At 62.7% G+C, this 16,774-nt stretch carries 17 protein-coding genes; 11 read left to right on the top strand and 6 right to left on the bottom strand.

The features are described from left to right. Window positions 1–15: 15 nt before the first annotated feature. A complete protein-coding gene (locus tag ACP3TE_RS06225; RefSeq protein ID WP_105657893.1) occupies window positions 16–453 on the bottom strand; it encodes a MarR family winged helix-turn-helix transcriptional regulator in 438 nt (145 codons plus the stop codon). Window positions 454–492: 39 nt separating this feature from the next. On the opposite strand from ACP3TE_RS06225, the gene pyrE reads away from it, so the two are divergent. Beyond that, a complete protein-coding gene (gene pyrE, locus ACP3TE_RS06220; RefSeq protein WP_181148872.1) occupies window positions 493–1,050 on the top strand; it encodes an orotate phosphoribosyltransferase in 558 nt (185 codons plus the stop codon). An 81-nt stretch (window positions 1,051–1,131) separates the two neighbouring features. Here the strand turns inward: pyrE and ACP3TE_RS06215 are convergent, their stop codons facing one another. Then, window positions 1,132–2,202: a LacI family DNA-binding transcriptional regulator gene (locus ACP3TE_RS06215; RefSeq protein WP_105657895.1), complete on the bottom strand. Its 1,071-nt coding sequence runs from the start codon at window positions 2,200–2,202 to the stop codon at window positions 1,132–1,134. Between the two features lie 216 nt (window positions 2,203–2,418). On the opposite strand from ACP3TE_RS06215, the gene ACP3TE_RS06210 reads away from it, so the two are divergent. From ACP3TE_RS06210 to ACP3TE_RS06195, 4 genes are read left to right on the top strand one after another with little or no spacing between them, the layout of a single operon-like run. After that, complete coding sequence (locus ACP3TE_RS06210; protein ID WP_105657896.1) at window positions 2,419–3,717, top strand: ABC transporter substrate-binding protein; 1,299 nt, start codon at window positions 2,419–2,421, stop codon at window positions 3,715–3,717. Window positions 3,718–3,725: 8 nt separating this feature from the next. Next, window positions 3,726–4,763, top strand: coding sequence for a carbohydrate ABC transporter permease (locus ACP3TE_RS06205; RefSeq protein ID WP_402697458.1), 1,038 nt, complete (start codon window positions 3,726–3,728; stop codon window positions 4,761–4,763). Next, on the top strand, window positions 4,760–5,647 hold the full coding sequence (locus ACP3TE_RS06200; RefSeq protein WP_105657897.1) for a carbohydrate ABC transporter permease: 888 nt from the start codon (window positions 4,760–4,762) through the stop codon (window positions 5,645–5,647). Before ACP3TE_RS06205 ends, ACP3TE_RS06200 begins: the two co-directional genes overlap by 4 nt. A 45-nt stretch (window positions 5,648–5,692) precedes the next feature. After that, window positions 5,693–8,023 carry a glycoside hydrolase family 3 N-terminal domain-containing protein gene (locus ACP3TE_RS06195; RefSeq protein WP_426735783.1) on the top strand — a complete coding sequence of 777 codons (2,331 nt, stop codon included), beginning with the start codon at window positions 5,693–5,695 and terminating at the stop codon, window positions 8,021–8,023. Between the two features lie 3 nt (window positions 8,024–8,026). Here ACP3TE_RS06195 and ACP3TE_RS06190 read toward each other — a convergent pair whose 3' ends face one another. The 4 genes from ACP3TE_RS06190 to ACP3TE_RS06175 all read right to left on the bottom strand — a co-directional run bounded on the left by ACP3TE_RS06190 (window position 8,027) and on the right by ACP3TE_RS06175 (window position 11,070). Then, window positions 8,027–8,752 (bottom strand): ABC transporter permease, encoded by a 726-nt coding sequence (locus ACP3TE_RS06190; RefSeq protein ID WP_426735781.1) that lies wholly within the window; start codon window positions 8,750–8,752, stop codon window positions 8,027–8,029. Beyond that, window positions 8,749–9,474 (bottom strand): ABC transporter ATP-binding protein, encoded by a 726-nt coding sequence (locus ACP3TE_RS06185; protein ID WP_426735780.1) that lies wholly within the window; start codon window positions 9,472–9,474, stop codon window positions 8,749–8,751. The genes ACP3TE_RS06190 and ACP3TE_RS06185 overlap by 4 nt, the downstream gene beginning before the upstream one ends. 35 nt (window positions 9,475–9,509) lie before the next feature. Further along, window positions 9,510–10,148 carry a TetR family transcriptional regulator gene (locus ACP3TE_RS06180; protein ID WP_402697460.1) on the bottom strand — a complete coding sequence of 213 codons (639 nt, stop codon included), beginning with the start codon at window positions 10,146–10,148 and terminating at the stop codon, window positions 9,510–9,512. A 79-nt stretch (window positions 10,149–10,227) separates the two neighbouring features. Beyond that, entirely contained in the window at window positions 10,228–11,070 is an 843-nt protein-coding gene (locus tag ACP3TE_RS06175) for an HAD-IIA family hydrolase (protein ID WP_105657902.1), read from the bottom strand. Window positions 11,071–11,209: 139 nt separating this feature from the next. On the opposite strand from ACP3TE_RS06175, the gene ACP3TE_RS06170 reads away from it, so the two are divergent. From ACP3TE_RS06170 to ACP3TE_RS06145, 6 genes are all read left to right on the top strand, one after another. Continuing rightward, a complete protein-coding gene (locus ACP3TE_RS06170; RefSeq protein WP_105657903.1) occupies window positions 11,210–11,866 on the top strand; it encodes a TrmH family RNA methyltransferase in 657 nt (218 codons plus the stop codon). Between the two features lie 222 nt (window positions 11,867–12,088). Then, window positions 12,089–13,357, top strand: coding sequence for a M23 family metallopeptidase (locus tag ACP3TE_RS06165; protein ID WP_133834968.1), 1,269 nt, complete (start codon window positions 12,089–12,091; stop codon window positions 13,355–13,357). A 196-nt stretch (window positions 13,358–13,553) separates the two neighbouring features. Beyond that, the gene (gene fbaA / locus ACP3TE_RS06160; protein ID WP_133834967.1) at window positions 13,554–14,576 is read left to right on the top strand and encodes a class II fructose-bisphosphate aldolase; all 1,023 of its coding nucleotides are present in this window, start codon (window positions 13,554–13,556) and stop codon (window positions 14,574–14,576) included. Between the two features lie 2 nt (window positions 14,577–14,578). Next, window positions 14,579–14,995, top strand: coding sequence for a DUF3151 domain-containing protein (locus ACP3TE_RS06155; RefSeq protein ID WP_133834966.1), 417 nt, complete (start codon window positions 14,579–14,581; stop codon window positions 14,993–14,995). 286 nt (window positions 14,996–15,281) lie between these two features. Beyond that, on the top strand, window positions 15,282–15,950 hold the full coding sequence (locus tag ACP3TE_RS06150; RefSeq protein ID WP_133834965.1) for a DUF4956 domain-containing protein: 669 nt from the start codon (window positions 15,282–15,284) through the stop codon (window positions 15,948–15,950). Beyond that, window positions 15,950–16,768 (top strand): polyphosphate polymerase domain-containing protein, encoded by an 819-nt coding sequence (locus tag ACP3TE_RS06145; protein WP_402697462.1) that lies wholly within the window; start codon window positions 15,950–15,952, stop codon window positions 16,766–16,768. The genes ACP3TE_RS06150 and ACP3TE_RS06145 overlap by 1 nt, the downstream gene beginning before the upstream one ends. Window positions 16,769–16,774 lie beyond the last annotated feature (6 nt).

Below are 16,774 nucleotides of genomic sequence, written 5' to 3'. Positions count from 1 at the left end.
CAAATCCCGGAGGGGCTATTCGGAATCCTGGTCCGGGTTCCAGCCGAGATTGCGCGCAATCTTTTCCAAGGCTTCGACCACCGCGTCATATTCGGAACCGTCCAGATCCTGGCCGAACTGGGTGCGGATCTTTTCCACGAGCTCACTGAGCTTGAGCAACGAGGTGTGGCCCCGATCGGTGATGGAATACTCGCCGTTGATTGCCGTAACCCAGCCGGATTCGATCAACTCGGCAAGGTGCTCTCTCAATGATTGCGGTTCATCCGGCGAGGCGAAGAACGGGGAAAGCCCGGCGTCCAGTTGCGCCTCGGTGGCAGGTTGCTGCTCCAGCAGGTTGAGCACCTGCCATTGCCTGCGTGTCACACCGTGCTCTTCCAAAGTCGCTGCAAACTGCTCGTCAATCAGCGAATCCACCAATTTCAGCCAGTAACCCAAGGGGCGTTTTGCGTTCATGGAATCAGCCTAGCCATGATGCCGACTAGAATCGAGGGTATGAGCGAAACCAGCGCCCGTGAGCGACTAAAAGAACTGATCCAAGAACTAGCCATTGTGCGCGGCAAGGTCACCTTGTCCTCGGGCAAGGAAGCTGATTACTACATCGATCTGCGCCGTGTAACCCTGCACCAGGAAGCATCGGGCTTGGTTGGCGAAGTCATGCTTGGCTTGCTGGACGAGGCCAAGCTGGAATTCAGCAATGTGGGCGGCTTGACCATGGGCGCTGACCCGGTAGGCACCGCCATCATGCACACCGCCCGGGCCAAGGACCGCGCCATCGACGCTTTCGTGGTCCGCAAGGCGCAGAAGTCCTACGGCATGGGCCGCCAGGTCGAGGGCCCGAGCGTCGAAGGCCGCGATGTCATCGTGCTCGAGGATACTTCCACCACCGGCGGTTCGGCGCTGACCGCTGTCGAGGGCGTGCGCAAGGCCGGCGGCAACGTGATTGCCGTGGCCGTGATCGTTGACCGCGACACCGGAGCCAAGGAACGCATCGAAGAAGAAGCCGGCGTTCCGTACCTGTTCGCCTACGGCAAGAACGAGCTGGGCCTGTAGCCGGCAAGCGATTCCCTGCACAGCACCTCGTTGCCCACCGGAGAATTCCCGGTGCGCGGCGGGGTGCTCTGCTTTTCCCGGCTAGCTGCTGCGCGCGGGGCCCGTGGTCTCGCGCGGGACGAGCACGGCAGGCAGGTGGCCGGGGGAGCGGACGTCCTCGCCCGCAAGCAGGCCCAGCAGCATGCTCACCGCCTGGGCGCCCATCTCATGCAGCGGCTGGCGCACGGTGCTCAGCGGGGGAGAGGACTGTGCCGCGGCCGGGATGTCATCGAAGCCGATGATCGAAAGATCGCCGGGAACCTGCAGCCCGCGCTCGCCGGCCACCTGCAAGGCGGCCAGGGCCGAGAGGTCATTGGCCGCGAAGATCGCCGTGGGCGGCTGGGGCAGGTCCAGCAGGTCATGGGCGGCCTGCACCGCGGCATCATGCTGGTAATCGCCATCGTGCGACAGCTGCCCATCGAATTCCACGCCGGCCTCTTCCAGCGCTTGGCGGTAGCCCTGCTCGCGCAGGTGCGCGGAAGCCAGGTCCCCGCGCCCTCGGATGTGCCCGATGCGGCGATGGCCCAGATCCAGCAGGTGCCGGGTGGCCGTATAGGCCCCGGAACGGTTGTCCACGTCGATGGCGATCGGCATTTCCGGACCGGCATGCGGGTCAATGGCGACGACCGGCACCGAGCTGTGCGGGACTTCCACGGTGGGGGTGACGATGATGGCGCCGTCGATCAGCGTTCCGCCCAAGCGGGACAGGGAGCGGCGTTCCCAGCCGGCATGCCCTTCGGGGGAAAGGTTGCCCGCGTAGGCCATCAAATCGTATTGGGTTCCGCGCAGGGTCGCGGAGATGCCGTTGAGCAGGCCCAGCGAGAAGGGCTCGAACTCCGCCACCAGGATGCCGATGATGTTGGTGCGGGTGCTGCGCAGCGAGGAGGCGACCAGCGAGGTCTCGTAGCCCAGTTCGCTGATGACCTGGTGGACCTTGGCGATGGTGGCCGGGGCGACCCCGTAGCGGCCGTTGACGACCTTCGAGACGGTGGAGACGGAGACCTGCGCGGCGCGCGCGACGTCGTTGATGGTCACGCGTGCGCTGGAAGGCTCGCCGGGGATCTGCGGCTGCTGGGCATTGGCGATCCCGGGGATTCCGGTCTGAGGGGTCATCACGTCACTAACAGTAGCGCAAAATACTCCGGAATTCCGTGACTTCACGGGGGCATGACGACCGATTGCGGATCTTTCGACAACGTTTTCGCAATGGATTTCGAAAACGTTATCGAAAACGATTGACATGACCTGCGTCACGGTGCAATTCTTGGTGGAGCCAATCGCCTGCCGTCCGATGCCGGCAGGTCTTCATCACAGCTGAGGAGCACGAGCATGTTATCCAAGATCCGAGGTGCGCAGATTCTGGCGCTGGCCGCCACGACTGCCCTGCTGGCCACCGGCTGCGCCGCCGATGCAGGCCAGGAAGGGACGTCGGCAGACGGAACCACCACCATCACCTGGTGGCACAACTCCAATAACGGCGACGGCAAGGCCTACTACGAACAGGTTGCAGCCGACTTCGAAGCCGCCCATGAAGGGGTGGAGGTCGAAGTCAGCGCAATGCAGCACGAGGACATGCTCACCAAGCTCGATGCGGCCTTCCAGAGCGGCGACGCCCCGGATGTCTACATGGAACGTGGTGGCGGGGAGCTTGCAGCCCACGTGGCCGCCGGGCTGACCAAGGACCTGACCGAGGCGGCCTCCGAGGAAATCGCCTTCCTCGGCGAGAACGCCGGCGGCTGGCAGCTCGATGGCAAGACCTACGCCTTGCCGTTCTCGCTGGGCGGCGCGGGGTTCTGGTACAACAAGGCGCTGTTCAAGGAAGCGGGCATCGACTCGGCCCCGCAGACCTTCGATGAACTGATTGCGGCCACCGGGAAGCTGAAGCAGGCAGGCATCGACCCGATTTCCATCGGCGCCGGCGACAAATGGCCGGCAGCCCACTACTGGTACTACGCGGCAGTGCGCGAATGCTCCCAGCAGACCCTGGCCGATTCGGTCGCCAATCTCGATTTCAGCGACCAGTGCTTCACCAAGGCCGGGGAAGACGTGGACCAGCTGATCAAGTCCGAGCCATTCAACCCGGGCTTCCTCTCTACCCCGGCGCAGTCCGGCCCCACCTCCGCTTCGGGCCTGCTGGCCACCGGAAAGGTAGCCATGGAATTGGCTGGCCACTGGGAGCCAGGGGTCATGCAGGGCCTGACCGAAGACGGCACTGGCATGGGGGAAGACACCGGATGGTTCCCCTTCCCTGCCATTGAGGGCGGCCAGGGCGACCCGGCCGCGCAGCTTGGCGGAGGCGACGCCTGGGCAGTTTCCGAAGGCGCCCCCGACGCGGCGGTGGACTTCGTGAAGCACATGCTCTCCGACGAGGTCCAGCGCGGTTTCGCCGAGCTGGACATGGGCCTGCCGACCAACCCGGCGGCCAAGGACGCGATCTCGGATCCGGCATTGGCTTCGCTGATGGACGTGCGCGACAAGGCGCCATATTTCCAGCTGTACTTCGACACCTCGTTCGGCGCCTCCATTGGCGGGGCCATGAACGACGAGATCGCCCTGCTCTTCGCCGGCAAATCCGACGCGCAGAAGATCGTCGACGCCAGCCAAGATGCCGCTGACCTGGAGAAGTGATCCACGCCGTGGCCCCAGAAGTAACCTACGCAGCCAGTCCGCCAGCCAGCGGTGGCCCAGGGCTTTCCGAAAGGCGGCGTTCTGCGCCAAGCGGACTGCCGCCTGCCGGTGCCAAGCGCACGCGCAAGCCCGCGCAGCGGCGCAAGAACCTGGAGATCCTGTTCTTCGTCAGCCCGGCATTGCTGCTGATCGCGGTCTTCATGCTGGTCCCCATCATCCAGGCCGTGCGCTTCTCGATGTACAACTGGAAGGGCTTCGGCCCGCTGGTGGACTTCGTGGGCTTCAAGAATTACGTCCGGGTGCTGGGCAACGAGGTGTTCACCGATGCCCTGGTCCATAACCTGGTCATCATCGGCGGCTCCATCGCCCTGCAGCTGCCGATCGGCCTGGGCATCGCCCTGCTGCTGAACCGGAAGATGAAGATCCAGTCCCTGCTGCGCACCATCATCTTCGTGCCCTACGTGCTGTCCGAAGTCATCGCCGGGGTGGTCTGGTTCCAGCTGCTGCAGCCGCAGTACGGGGTGTTCGACACCATCTTGTCCAAGCTGGGAATCCAGGGGCCGGCCCAGGGCTGGCTGGGCACGCCGGAACTCGCTTTGTGGACCGTGCTGGCAGTGCTGACCTGGAAGTACCTTGGCCTGGCGGTGATCCTGTTCCTTGCCGGGCTGCAGGGGGTGCCGTCCGAGCTCTACGAAGCGGCGGAAATCGACGGCGCCTCCTGGTGGCAGATCCAGCGCAAGATCACCATCCCGCTGCTGGGCCCCACCCTGCGCACCTGGGGCTTCTTGTCCATGATCGGCTCGCTGCAGCTCTTCGACATGGTCTGGATCCTCACCGGCGGCGGACCGGCCAACGCCACCACCACGATGGCCAGCTTCCTGGTTTCGGAAGGAACCAAGCGCCAGAACTTCGGGATCGCCGCGGCCGCCTCGGTCATCTTGTTCATCGTCGCCCTGGTTCTGGCCATCTCCTACCAGCAGTTCATCCTCAAGCGGGATTCGCAGCCCGATGATGAGCGCACGAAGCGGAAGAAGGCCAAAGCATGAGCGCCACCCTGGCTACCAGGCCCCAGCACACCCCCGCCCAGGCAAAACGCGCCAAGAAGCGCAACGGCCGGCAAGGCGGAAACGTCCTGGTCTACGCCATCGCCTTGGCGGTTGTCGCGATCACCCTGGGCCCGGTCCTCTACGGGGTGCTCGGCGGGTTCCGCACCAACGCGCAGCTGGCCGAGAACCCGGCAGGCCTTCCCGAGCCGTGGGTGCTGGAGAACTACGCCGGCGTGCTGAAGAACCCGGATTTCTGGCAGTACGCGCTGAACTCCACGATGATCGCGGTGATCACCACCATCGTCGTGGTGGTCTTCGGCATCATGGCTGCCTACCCGCTGGCCCGCTACACGTTCCGCCTGCGCGAGCCGATCTTCATGGTCTTCGTGCTTGGCTTGCTGTTCCCGGCCACCGTGGCGATTGTTCCGCTGTTCATCCTGATTACCCGGGACCTGGACATGGGCAACACCTGGTGGGGCGTCGCCCTGCCGCAGGCGGCCTTCGCGCTGCCCATGACCGTGGTCATCCTGCGCCCCTTCCTGATGGCGCTGCCCCAGGAGCTGGAAGAAGCCGCCCAGCTCGATGGCGCCAGCCGCATCGGCTTCTTCTGGAGGATCCTGCTGCCATTGTCCGGGCCGGGCATGGTCACCGTCGGCGTACTGGCCTTCGTCGGCTCGTGGAACGCCTACCTGCTGCCGTTGCTGCTGCTGCAAGGGGATATGCGCACCTTGCCGCTGGGCGTCGCCGACTACTCCAGCGAGCACTCGGCCGACACCGCCGGCGTCTTCGCGTTCACCGCGCTGGCGATGATCCCGGCACTGATCTTCTTCCTGGCCATGCAGAAGCGCATCGTCAATGGACTGCAGGGCGCAGTCAAGGGCTGATCCGCCCCCGCAAGCAATCGAAATCTTTGAAGACAAGGAACTGCCATGAAAACCGTCGAGCAAACCTGGCACGACATCTCACTTCCTGCCGAACAGCGCGTCGCCGCGCTCATGGATGAAATGACCCTGGAAGAGAAAGCCGGGCAGCTGGGCTCGTTCTGGATCCGCCCGGAGGAAGAAAACCAGGACGGGGAAGGCAACGTCGCGCCGATGGCCGAAACCTTCACCGCAGGCCCCAGCTTCGAAACCGCCATCAAGGACGGCTTGGGGCATATCACCCGCGCCTTCGGCACCATCCCGCTGGCCCCCGCCGAAGGCCGCGAACGCCTGGTCGAGCTGCAAGAACAGGTCATTGCCGCGAACCGCTTGGGCATCCCGGCCATCGCCCACGAGGAATGCCTGACTGGCTTCACCACCCTTGGCGCGACCTGCTACCCGGCGTCCATTGCCTGGGGCGCCACCTTCAACCCGGAACTCATTGGCGGCATGGCCCGGCGCATCGGCGCCGACATGCTGAAGATGGGAGTGCACCAGGGCCTGTCCCCGGTCTTGGACGTCACCCGCGACTACCGCTGGGGCCGGGTGGAAGAGACCATGGGCGAAGACCCCCACCTGGTTGGGGAGCTGGGCGTAGCCTACGTGCGCGGCCTGCAGGACTCGGGGGTGCACGCCACCTTGAAGCACTTCGCCGGCTACGCGGCCTCGCAAGCCGGGCGCAACCACGCGCCGGTCTCCATGGGCCCCCGGGCGCTGGAAGACACGGTGTTCCCGCCGTTCGAACGCGCGGTTCGCGAGGGTGGAGTGAAGTCCGTGATGAACTCCTATGCGGACGTGGATGGCGAAGCGCCCGCTGGCAGCCACCGGCTGCTCACCGAAGTGCTGCGGGGCCGCTGGGGCTTCGCGGGAACCGTCGTGGCGGACTACTGGTCCGTCAGCTTCCTGCACAGCATGCACGAAGTCGCAGAAGACGAGGACGCCGCGGGCCGGCTGTCCCTGGAAGCCGGCATGGACGTTGAGCTCCCGGAGACCACCGCCTTCGCCAACCTGGCCCAGGCGGTCCGCGCCGGAGCGCTGGAGCAGGAAGTCCTGGACACCGCGGTGCGCCGCGTGCTGGCCCAGAAACTGCAGATGGGCCTGCTGGATCCGGGCTGGAACCCGCGCCAGGCCTGGCTGGGCGATGACGTGGAACTGGATTCGGCCGATAACCGTGCCCATGCCCGGAAAATGGCCGAGGAATCGATCATCCTGCTGCGCAACGAGCAGATCCTGCCCTTGGCCAGCCCGGCACGCTTGGCGGTCATCGGGCCCAGCGCCTCCCAGCCTCGCACCCACCTGGGCTGCTACTCCTTCACCAACCATGTCTACTCGCGCTTCGCCGAGCAGCAGGACTACGGCGTGCCGATGGCCTCGATCCTCGAAGCCTTGCAGCTGGCTCCCGCGCTCGCCGGATCGCAGATCGAGTATGCCCGTGGCGTGGACTTCACCGATCTGGATGATTCGGGCATCGCCCAGGCGGTCCAGGCCGCCCGCAACGCCGAAGTCGCGGTGGTTGCCGTTGGCGACCTCGCCGGGCTCTTCGGCCGTGGCACCTCGGGGGAGGGCTGCGACGTCGTCGACCTGCGCCTGCCCGGGCGGCAGGGGGATCTGGTGGAAGCCGTGCTGGCCACGGGGACCCCGACGGTGCTGGTGCTGGTCACTGGGCGCCCGTATTCGCTGGGGCAATTCGCTGATCGCACCGCGGCCATCATCCAGTGCTTCATGCCCGGGGTGGAAGGCGGGCCGGCACTGGCTGGCGTGCTGACCGGCGAGGTCAACCCCTCGGGCAAGCTGCCGGTGCAGATCCCCGACCATATCGGCGGGCAGCCGGGCACCTACCTGGCTTCCAAGCTGGCGTGGCATTCAGAAGGCGTAACCAACCTCGATCCGCGTCCGCTCTACCCCTTCGGCTACGGCAGCTCCTACACCAGCTTCGAGATCTCCGGGCTGGAACTGCCGGAAACTGAAATCGCTGCCGACGGCACCATTCGGGTCAGTGCCACCGTGGCCAATACCGGAGCGCGCTCCGGTGCCGAAGTGGTGCAGCTGTACCTGGCTGACGCGGTGTCGCAGGTGGTGCGCCCGCGCCGCTGGCTGGCCGGCTTCGCCAAGGTGCAGCTTGAGGCAGGGGAGTCGAAGCGCGTGGCTTTCACCGTGCATGCTGACCGAACCTCGTTCACCGGGCTGTCCGGGAAGCGCATTGTGGAACCGGGCAAGTTCACCGCGCTGGTGGGAACCAGCAGCGAGGACCTGCCACTGCAGGCCGAGTTCCGGATCACCGGGAAGGTGCGCGAAGTGGCCGAGGGCCGCGTGCTGGACACCCCGGTGGACATCGCGTAGCCGCTAGGCGGTGCGCCGCCGCAGGGTCAGGGAACCGACGATCAGCGCGGCGGCGATCCAGGCGGCGATGACCAGCATGCTTCTTGCCGTCGCCGAATCCACTGTTCCCGCCGCGGCATCCGAGAGGGCGTCGATGGCGTGGGACAGCGGAAGCCAGGCGCCGATGGCCTCCAGCGCGCCGGGCAGCTGCTCGCGGGGCAGGATGATTCCGGACAGCAGGAACTGCGGGATGACCAGCGCCGGCATGAACTGAACCACCTGGAATTCGGTGCGTGCGAAGGCGCTGGCCATCAGGCCGAGGCTGATGCCCAGCAGCGCGTCGAGGGCGGCCACCGCGAACAGCAGCCAGAAACTGCCTTCGATCTCCAAGCCGCAAACCCAGATGGCGAAACTGACCGCGATCATGGTCTGGAGGATCGCAACCAGGGTGAACGCCAGCGCGTAGCCGAAGATGAATTCGCCCTTGGCCAGCGGCATGCTCAGCAGGCGCTCAAGGGTTCCGCTGCGCCGCTCGCGCAGTGTTGCGATGCTGGTGACCAGGAACATGACCACGAATGGGAACAAGGCGATCATTGCCGGGCCAATGCGGCTGAAGGCCGGGGTGTCGGTGAAGATCCATGCGATCAGGCCGATCAGCAGGCTGGGCACGATGAGCATCAAGGCAATGGTCCGCGGGTCATGGCGCACCTGGGCCAGGACCCGCCCGGCGGTGGCGAGTGTCCGTTTCATGGCTGGTTCCCTTTTGCCGCGATCAGGGCGACGAAGGCATTTTCGGGATTGTCTGCACCGGTTGACTCCATCAAGGCAGCCGGGGTCATCTGGCCGAGCAGCTTCCCGTCGCGCAGCAGCAGGATTTCATCGCAACGCATGGCTTCGTCCATGACATGGCTGGAGACGACAAGGCACAGGCCGGTGGCCGCCAACTGCGAGAACATCGCCCACAGATCCGCACGCAGCACCGGGTCCAAACCCACCGTGGGTTCATCCAGGATGACGATTTCTGGCGAGCCGAGCAGCGCGATGGCCAAGGACACCCGATTGCGCTGTCCGCCGGACAGGCCCATGGCCAGCCGGCCAGCCTGGTCCGCCAGGTCCGTGGCTTCGAGGACTCGATCCACTTCTGCTGGGGGCTGGCCGAGGATCTTGGCGAAGTAGGCGATGTTCTGCCGGACGCTCAAATCGTCATAGACGCTGGCTGCCTGGGTCATGTAGCCGACCCGGTTGCGCAGGGACTTGTGCCCGGCGGGCTTTCCGAGAACGGAGACTGTTCCGCTGCTGATGACCTGGTTGCCCACGATGCTTCGCAGCAAGGTGCTCTTGCCGCTGCCGCTGGGGCCGAGCAAGCCGATGATCCGTCCCGGCGCGAGCTGGAATTCCACGTGGTCCAGGACCAATGCCCTTCCGCGTCTGACGTCGAGCCGCTGCACATCGACACAAGCCGTTTTATTCATCACATAATGAATTAGGGACCTCTGCCAGCGGCATGTCAATGGTTCAACGCAGGCAATTGGCCGGTGAGGTAGCGCTGGATGGTGAGGGCCACCAGCTCGATAACCTGCTCATCATCCATGGAGGCCAAAGGCTCCAAGCCAATGATGTAGCGCGCGACAATCAGGCCGACAACCTGGCTGGCCACCAGGGCTACCCTCGGCTCGGCGCTTTCTTCCGGCAAACGCGCACCCAAGCGCGAGAAGATCTGCTCTTGCAGGAATGGACGGAGGACTTTCGCCGCGCTGCTGCTGGAGACCAAGCCCCGGATCATTGCCGTTGCTGCCGTGCAGAAAGCCGGCTTGCGCCAGGTAGCGAGCAATGCGCGAGTCAGCGCCTCGCCCATCTCCTCCAACGGCGCTGTTGCCGCCTCGGCGATGATTTCCCCTGGGTTGACGGGGATGCGCATGGTCTGGACAAACAAGTCGCTCTTGTCCTTGAAATAGTGGTGAACCAGTGCTGGATCCACCCCGGCTCGGCGCGCTACCGACCGGAGGCTGGCTGCCTCGTATCCGGCACGGGAGAACTCCTTGGACGCGGCTTTGAGGATCGCCGCTCTAGTTGTCCCCGTGGTGCTGCCTTTGGGCCGTCCACGCTTCCGCGCGCTCGGGACCTCGTTCGGTACTTGCTCGGTCACGGTTTCAGCATACTTCCGGAATCTTGCGTCAACGCAGCAAGGCCGGGCAAAAGCCCGGCCTTGCTGAATCCGCTAGCTGCTACTTCTTGGCTGCAGGCGCTTCCGCTGCAGCGGCACCCTTGGCGAGTTCCGCGTGCAGATTCGCCACGGATGGGAACTGCAGGTCCGGGCGGAACGGGAAGGTGTCCATGTCTTCGCGGGCGGTGATGCCGGTGTAGACCAATGCGGTCAGCAGTCCGGCTTCCATGCCCGCAACGATATCGGTGTCCATGCGGTCGCCGATCATTGCGGTGGTTTCCGAGTGCGCATCGATTCGGTTCAGGGCAGAACGGAACATCATTGGGTTCGGCTTGCCCACCACGTATGGCTCGCGGTTGGTTGCACGCGAGATCAAGGCCGCGATCGCACCGGTGGCTGGCATAATGCCTTCGGTGGACGGTCCGGTAGCGTCCGGGTTGGTGGCGATGAACTTCGCCCCGCCTTCGATCAGGCGGATGGCCTTGGTGATGGCTTCGAAAGAGTAGGTGCGGGTTTCGCCCAGCACGACGTAGTCAGGGTTCTGGTCGGTCATGATGAACCCCGCATCATGCAGGGCAGTGGTCAAACCGGCTTCGCCAATGACGAAGGTGCGGCCGCCGGGGCGCTGGCGAGCCAGGAACTCTGCAGTGGCCATCGCGGAGGTCCAGATGTTTTCCTCCGGGACGTCCAGGCCCGAGGCCAATAGGCGAGCACGCAGATCGCGCGGGGTGTAGATGGAGTTATTGGTCAGGACCAGGAAGCGCAGGTTGTTGTCGCGCCAGTAGCTCAGCATCTCGGCGGCGCCCTTGATGGCCTGGTTCTCGTGAACCAATACGCCGTCCATGTCCGTGAGCCAGCATTTGATGTCGTGGACAGTTCGCGTACCGCGGATTGAAGTTGTCACGAGGCGTGGATCCTCCCTAGGGAAATATGTGGTGGGAGCTATCGGCACTGAAAGTATCCCGTTCTATTAAGAGATTACACAGGCGCACGCAAATGCACCGTGAACAAGGGCACGAACATAACGAACTAGGCTTAATACTGTGAACGAAGAAACGCATGAACCAGTTAATGACCCGAGCGCGCAGCATGTGATCGGAGTAGGCCCCTGGGAGGGGGAACTGCCAACCGACGGAAAGTACGATCCCCAGCTGCTTGCCGAGGGCGACCGGCGCAACGTCGCGGACAAGTACCGCTACTGGACGATGGACGCCATCATTGCTGATCTTGACGAACGCCGCCACGATTTCCATATCGCCATTGAAAACTGGCAGCACGATATGAACATCGGCACCGTGGTACGCAGCGCAAACGCCTTCCTGGCCAAAGAAGTCCATATCATCGGCCGTCGCCGCTGGAATCGACGAGGCGCCATGGTTACTGATCGTTACCAGCACGTACGCCACCATGCAACAGTGGAGGAGTTCGTTGCCTGGGCTGAAGGCGAGGGGTTGACGATTCTGGGAATCGATATCTTCCCGGACTCCGTTCCACTGGAAACCTACGACCTGCCGAAGGACTGCGTGCTGGTCTTCGGGCAGGAAGGTCCGGGACTCAGCCCGGAAGTCCACGCTGCGGCCAAGGACACCTTGTCCATCGAGCAGTTCGGCTCGACTCGTTCAATCAACGCGGCATCCGCAGCCGGGATTGCCATGCATGCGTGGGTACGCAGGCACGTGTTTGGGCAAAAAGTAGGTTAACAAGAAATTTAATACTGACGAGTTTAGTCGAGCATCTGGATTAGTTATCATTTTCCGCCTACTCTGGGTTTTAGTTATGAAAACGTGATCTGGGAGAGGGCGGTCGTGAAACGACGTCATCAAGTGAACCGTGACTTGCTGTTGCCCGGGCTGCCTCGGCGCAGAAGGCCATTGGTTATATGGTCGACTTCTATCGTCGCCGCGCTAGGACTGACGGGAGCCTTGGCGATCCCGATCATGGCGCAGGCCGGTGACTCCAGGCAGGGCGATATCCCTGTAGGTATCGATGCTGTGGCAGATCCATCAATGTTCAACGGACCGGTCTATGTCAGTGCAGATGCGCCACTGAACTCATTTGGCGGTTCCGGCAAGGAGCTGGCTATTGACGGCCGTCCCGTTGGAATGCTTGATGGCGCTGACGCCGGCTCAGAAGCGTCCGGCAATGACAACGAATCCTCAGCTCTGCTCGCGGGCATGGTCGGCGAGCTCGGTAAATTGCCTGGCGACCTGCAACTGATGCACCCGGTCAAGACCCGCAGTATTTCCAGCCCTTACGGCTGGCGTGCCAACCCTACCGGTCCTGGCAACCAGATCCACATTGGCCAGGACTACCCTATTTCCTGCGGCTCGCCGGTCTACGCTTCTGAAGCTGGAACGGTGACCGTATCGGCATGGGCCGGGCACTCCGGCATGCGCGTGACTATTGATCACGGCAGCAATGTCCAGACTGGCTACAGCCACAATTCGAAGTTGATTGCCAAAGTGGGGCAACGCGTTGAGCAGGGTGAGCTGATCGCCTTGGCTGGCACTACCGGCAACTCGACCGGTTGCCATGTGCACTTCGAGGTCATCATCGACGGACGTTGGCACGATCCGCGTAACTACCTGCCAACCATTCCGGGGCAGCGCCAGGCAATGATTAATTCGCAGCGGCTGACGGTCAATGCGGGCAGTGCTCCGAAGGGCAACGGCTCGCGGGTTCCTGATCGGGCTCCAAGCGGTCCGGATCCAGACGTCATTGTCCCTGAGGATGACACTCCAATCATTCCACGGCCGAAGCCGACGCCATCGGAGTCGCAGCGCCCGTCGCCGAGCGAGAGTGAGACTCCAAGCGGTTCGCATTCTCCGGATGGTTCACAGAGCCCGGACGGTTCGAAGAGCCCTGATAGCTCGAAGAGCCCGGATAGTTCGAAGAGCCCAGACGATTCGAAGAGTCCAGGCGAGAGCGAATCCACGGCACCTGAACCCACGGAAGAACCTGAGGAGGAGGTACCTTCAGTTCCGGAAACGCCAACGGAGCCTGAAAAAGAAGTCGTTCCGGATCCTCCAACCGGCTCAGCTTCTGCGCCAAAGACGGATTCGTCGAAGTCGACCTCGACCGGAACTGAAACTCCGAAGGCTTCCACGAGCTCTGCATCAGTGCCCAGCACCACGACCAAGACACAGCTAGCTCCGTCGGGAAGCACCTCTGTAAGCGCAACAACCAAATAGAGAAGGTAAAAAGCCAGCGGCCAACCGTAATGAGACGAGCTCTCATCTGGGTTGGCCGTTTGCTTTGCGGTCAACCGCGGAATTCCCCGTGTCACGATACGAGATTTAGGGCTTAGTTAGTGACATAGCCGATAGGATGGATGGCGAACCGCCGTCAATGGAGACGCGTAACCTCGCTAATCACCAGGAGTGAAGCATGCCTATCGCAACCCCCGATAAGTACAATGCAATGATCGATGCTGCCAAGGCAGGCGGCTACGCCTTCCCAGCAGTGAACGTGACCAGCTCGCAGACTCTGAACGCCGCAATTCGCGGCTTCGCAGAGGCTGAATCCGACGGCATCATCCAGGTCTCCACCGGCGGCGCCGCATACTGGTCTGGTGCATCCATCAAGGATATGGTTACCGGCTCGCTGGGCTTCGCGGCCTTCGCCCGCCAGGTTGCCAAGAACTACGGCGTGAACATCGCCTTGCACACCGACCACTGCCCAGCGGACAAGCTGGACGGTTTCGTGTTGCCACTGCTTGCCGCTTCGGAAGCTGAAGTCGCTGCAGGCCGCGATCCATTCTTCAACTCCCACATGTGGGATGGTTCTGCTGAAACCCTTGAAGAGAACCTGCGTATCGCCGCAGAATTGCTGCCGCGCACCGCAGCCGCCAAGCAGATCCTCGAAGTTGAAATCGGTGCCGTTGGCGGCGAGGAAGACGGCGTGGAAAACGCAATCAACGACAAGCTGTACAGCACCGTCGAAGATGCCCTGGCTACCATCGAGGCTTTGGGCGCTGGCGAAAAGGGCCGCTACATCACCGCGCTGACCTTCGGCAACGTCCACGGCGTTTACAAGCCAGGCAACGTAAAGCTGCGCCCAGAGATCCTGAAGGATATCCAGGCCCAGGTTGGCGCCAAGATTGGCAAGGCGAACCCATTCGACCTGGTATTCCACGGCGGATCGGGCTCTTCTGAGCAGGAAATTGCTGACGCAGTTGCCTATGGCGTGATCAAGATGAACATCGACACCGACACCCAGTACGCCTTCACCCGCCCGGTAGCTGGCCACATGCTTGCCAACTATGACGGTGTGCTGAAGGTTGACGGCGAAGTTGGCAACAAGAAGACCTACGACCCACGCGTGTGGGGCGCCAAGGCCGAAGAGTCCATGGCTGCCCGCATCGTTGAAGCTGCCCAGCAGCTCGGCTCGGCCGGAAAGTCGCTGAAGTAACCATGGTCGGAGAAAACCTGCTGGGCATCCCGGAAACCCTGCTTCCGGAAGAAACCGAAGTGCTCGCACGCTATGAAGCCGGTGATGAAGCCACGGACTTGGCGGCAAGATTCCCTGCCTCGTCACTGGTTTGGGCGCTGCTTGCCAACGAAGCGCACAGTGAGGGCCGCATCGTGGAGTCCTACGCGTTCGCACGCGTTGGCTACCACCGCGGCTTGGACTCGCTGCGCAAAGCCGGCTGGCGCGGACAGGGTCCAGTGCCTTGGCGCCACGAACCGAACCGCGGTTTCCTGCGTTCGCTTTACGCGCTGGGCCGTGCAGCTGCTGCCATCGGCGAGACTGAAGAAGTCGACCGCATTGGCAAGTTCCTGAACGACTCGGATGCTACGGCCAAGGCTGAAATCGAAGCTGGCAAGTAAGCAATTCTTAAACAGCTATCGGCGGCTCCTCTCGCAAAGAGAGGAGCCGCCGATAGCTGTTTAACGCATCGAGGATGCGCTCATGAACTAGGAAAAATCGGGTGCGCAGAAGCTGAGAAAAACCTGCCAGACGGCGACCTCTCCGTCATGAGAAGGTAAACATGCAGGTCATGACTCATTCAGTAATATGAGGGCGTTCTCATGTTGTTCTACTTTTGGAATCATTTAGTTCACCTAAAGTTCATTTAGAAGGGATCATCACTTCACACCTTTGAAAGGTAGAGCAATGTTGTCATTCTGGATGGGACTAGCGTCCAACGTCATCGGTATTACGGTTCTCGTGTACTTCGTATACTTCCGCCGCCACTTCCGCCGCGACCTCGTATTGGCCTATATTGCTTTGAGCATGGGCATCTTCGCTGTCACCTTATTGCTCTCGGGTAGCGGCGCGGGCATGGGGCTTGGCCTCGGCCTATTCGGTATTCTCTCGATTATTCGCCTTCGTTCGGACACCCTGACCCAGGAAGAAGTGGCCTACTACTTCATTTCACTGGCCATCGGATTGGTCAATGGCTTGCACCCGGATCCGGCATGGTTGGCTCCAGCAGCCACCGCGGCATTGGTCCTGGTGATGTTCTTGGCCGACCACCCGAGCTTCGCCCCACGCACCGATCGCCAGACCGTGACCCTGGAACGTGCCTACCCGAAGAAGGCGGACCTGCAGGCTGCATTGGAAGAACTGCTGGATGCCAAGGTACTGCGAACCGTAGTTGTCGAGCTGGACATGGTTCGCGACCTGACCATCGTTGATGTCCGCTTCCGTACCAACGCTGCCGGCAGCAAGTCCAATGCCAAGTCCAGCGCATCCGAGAGCTTCTCCGGCACTTATGAATTGGCGAACAGCCAGTCCGCACCGGCAGCGCAGAACGGAGCCAAGCAGGAGACGTGGTCCTGATGACGGCGCTTGCTACCAAGCGCGCGGACCTCGCTGCCTCCCAGGCGCGAGCGGCTTTGGAAGAAGCCGTCATCGGCCGGGAACCGATCAGTCTCGAAGAGGTCATCTCCGAAGCCGCGCTGCAGACCCGCGTCGACAAGAAGTTCTTGCTGACCCCAGAGGAATTCACGGAATTATCCGAGCGCTTGGGCGATAAATTCAAGATCATGCAGATCGACGGCTTGCGCACCTTCCGCTACGAATCGGTGTATTTCGATACCGAGGACTACGACCAGTACCGCGCCCACCGCCAGGGACGGCGCCGGAGATACAAGGTGCGTTCGCGCACTTATGCGGACACAGGGCTGTCGATGTTCGAGATCAAGACCAAGGGGCTTCGAGGGTCGACGGTGAAGCACCGCGTAGAGCAGGATCTGGACAGCGCGGGCGAGCTGACCGAAGAGAACCTGGGGTTCCTGGAATCGGTTCTGCGCCGCGAGTACGGGCAGGACGTCCCCCAGCTGCAGCCAGTGCTGGACAGCGCCTACCGGCGTGCGACTTTCGTGAATCCCATCGACGGCGAACGGCTGACCTGTGACGTCGAACTGGAATACGCCAACGGCGAATCGAGGGTTGACGGACCAGACTTGATTGTCGTGGAGACCAAGTCCGCTGATGGCCGGGGCGCTTCGGACCAGGCCTTGGCCGAGCTGGGCATCCGAGAGGTATCGATGTCCAAGTATTGCATCGGCATTGCACTGCTGAATCCGCAGCTGCCAGCCAATCGCTGGAGCCGTTTGCTCCAGCAGAGCTTCGTTCCGGATCCGACGTTGCGCTAGACCCCG

Source organism: Glutamicibacter sp. 2E12 (genome assembly GCF_050030965.1).
In the GTDB taxonomy this organism is placed as follows: Bacteria; Actinomycetota; Actinomycetes; order Actinomycetales; family Micrococcaceae; genus Glutamicibacter.
This window is presented reverse-complemented; position numbering and strand designations above follow the sequence as displayed.

Bases quoted from the DNA above. Each gene is read 5' to 3' on its own strand.
- ACP3TE_RS06225 (WP_105657893.1), bottom strand. From the start codon at position 453: ATGAACGCAAAACGCCCCTTGGGTTACTGGCTGAAATTGGTGGATTCG.
- pyrE (WP_181148872.1), top strand. From the start codon at position 493: ATGAGCGAAACCAGCGCCCGTGAGCGACTAAAAGAACTGATCCAAGAA.
- ACP3TE_RS06215 (WP_105657895.1), bottom strand. From the start codon at position 2,202: ATGACCCCTCAGACCGGAATCCCCGGGATCGCCAATGCCCAGCAGCCG.
- ACP3TE_RS06210 (WP_105657896.1), top strand. From the start codon at position 2,419: ATGTTATCCAAGATCCGAGGTGCGCAGATTCTGGCGCTGGCCGCCACG.
- ACP3TE_RS06200 (WP_105657897.1), top strand. From the start codon at position 4,760: ATGAGCGCCACCCTGGCTACCAGGCCCCAGCACACCCCCGCCCAGGCA.
- ACP3TE_RS06195 (WP_426735783.1), top strand. From the start codon at position 5,693: ATGAAAACCGTCGAGCAAACCTGGCACGACATCTCACTTCCTGCCGAA.
- ACP3TE_RS06190 (WP_426735781.1), bottom strand. From the start codon at position 8,752: ATGAAACGGACACTCGCCACCGCCGGGCGGGTCCTGGCCCAGGTGCGC.
- ACP3TE_RS06185 (WP_426735780.1), bottom strand. From the start codon at position 9,474: ATGAATAAAACGGCTTGTGTCGATGTGCAGCGGCTCGACGTCAGACGC.
- fbaA (WP_133834967.1), top strand. From the start codon at position 13,554: ATGCCTATCGCAACCCCCGATAAGTACAATGCAATGATCGATGCTGCC.
- ACP3TE_RS06155 (WP_133834966.1), top strand. From the start codon at position 14,579: ATGGTCGGAGAAAACCTGCTGGGCATCCCGGAAACCCTGCTTCCGGAA.
- ACP3TE_RS06150 (WP_133834965.1), top strand. From the start codon at position 15,282: ATGTTGTCATTCTGGATGGGACTAGCGTCCAACGTCATCGGTATTACG.
- ACP3TE_RS06145 (WP_402697462.1), top strand. From the start codon at position 15,950: ATGACGGCGCTTGCTACCAAGCGCGCGGACCTCGCTGCCTCCCAGGCG.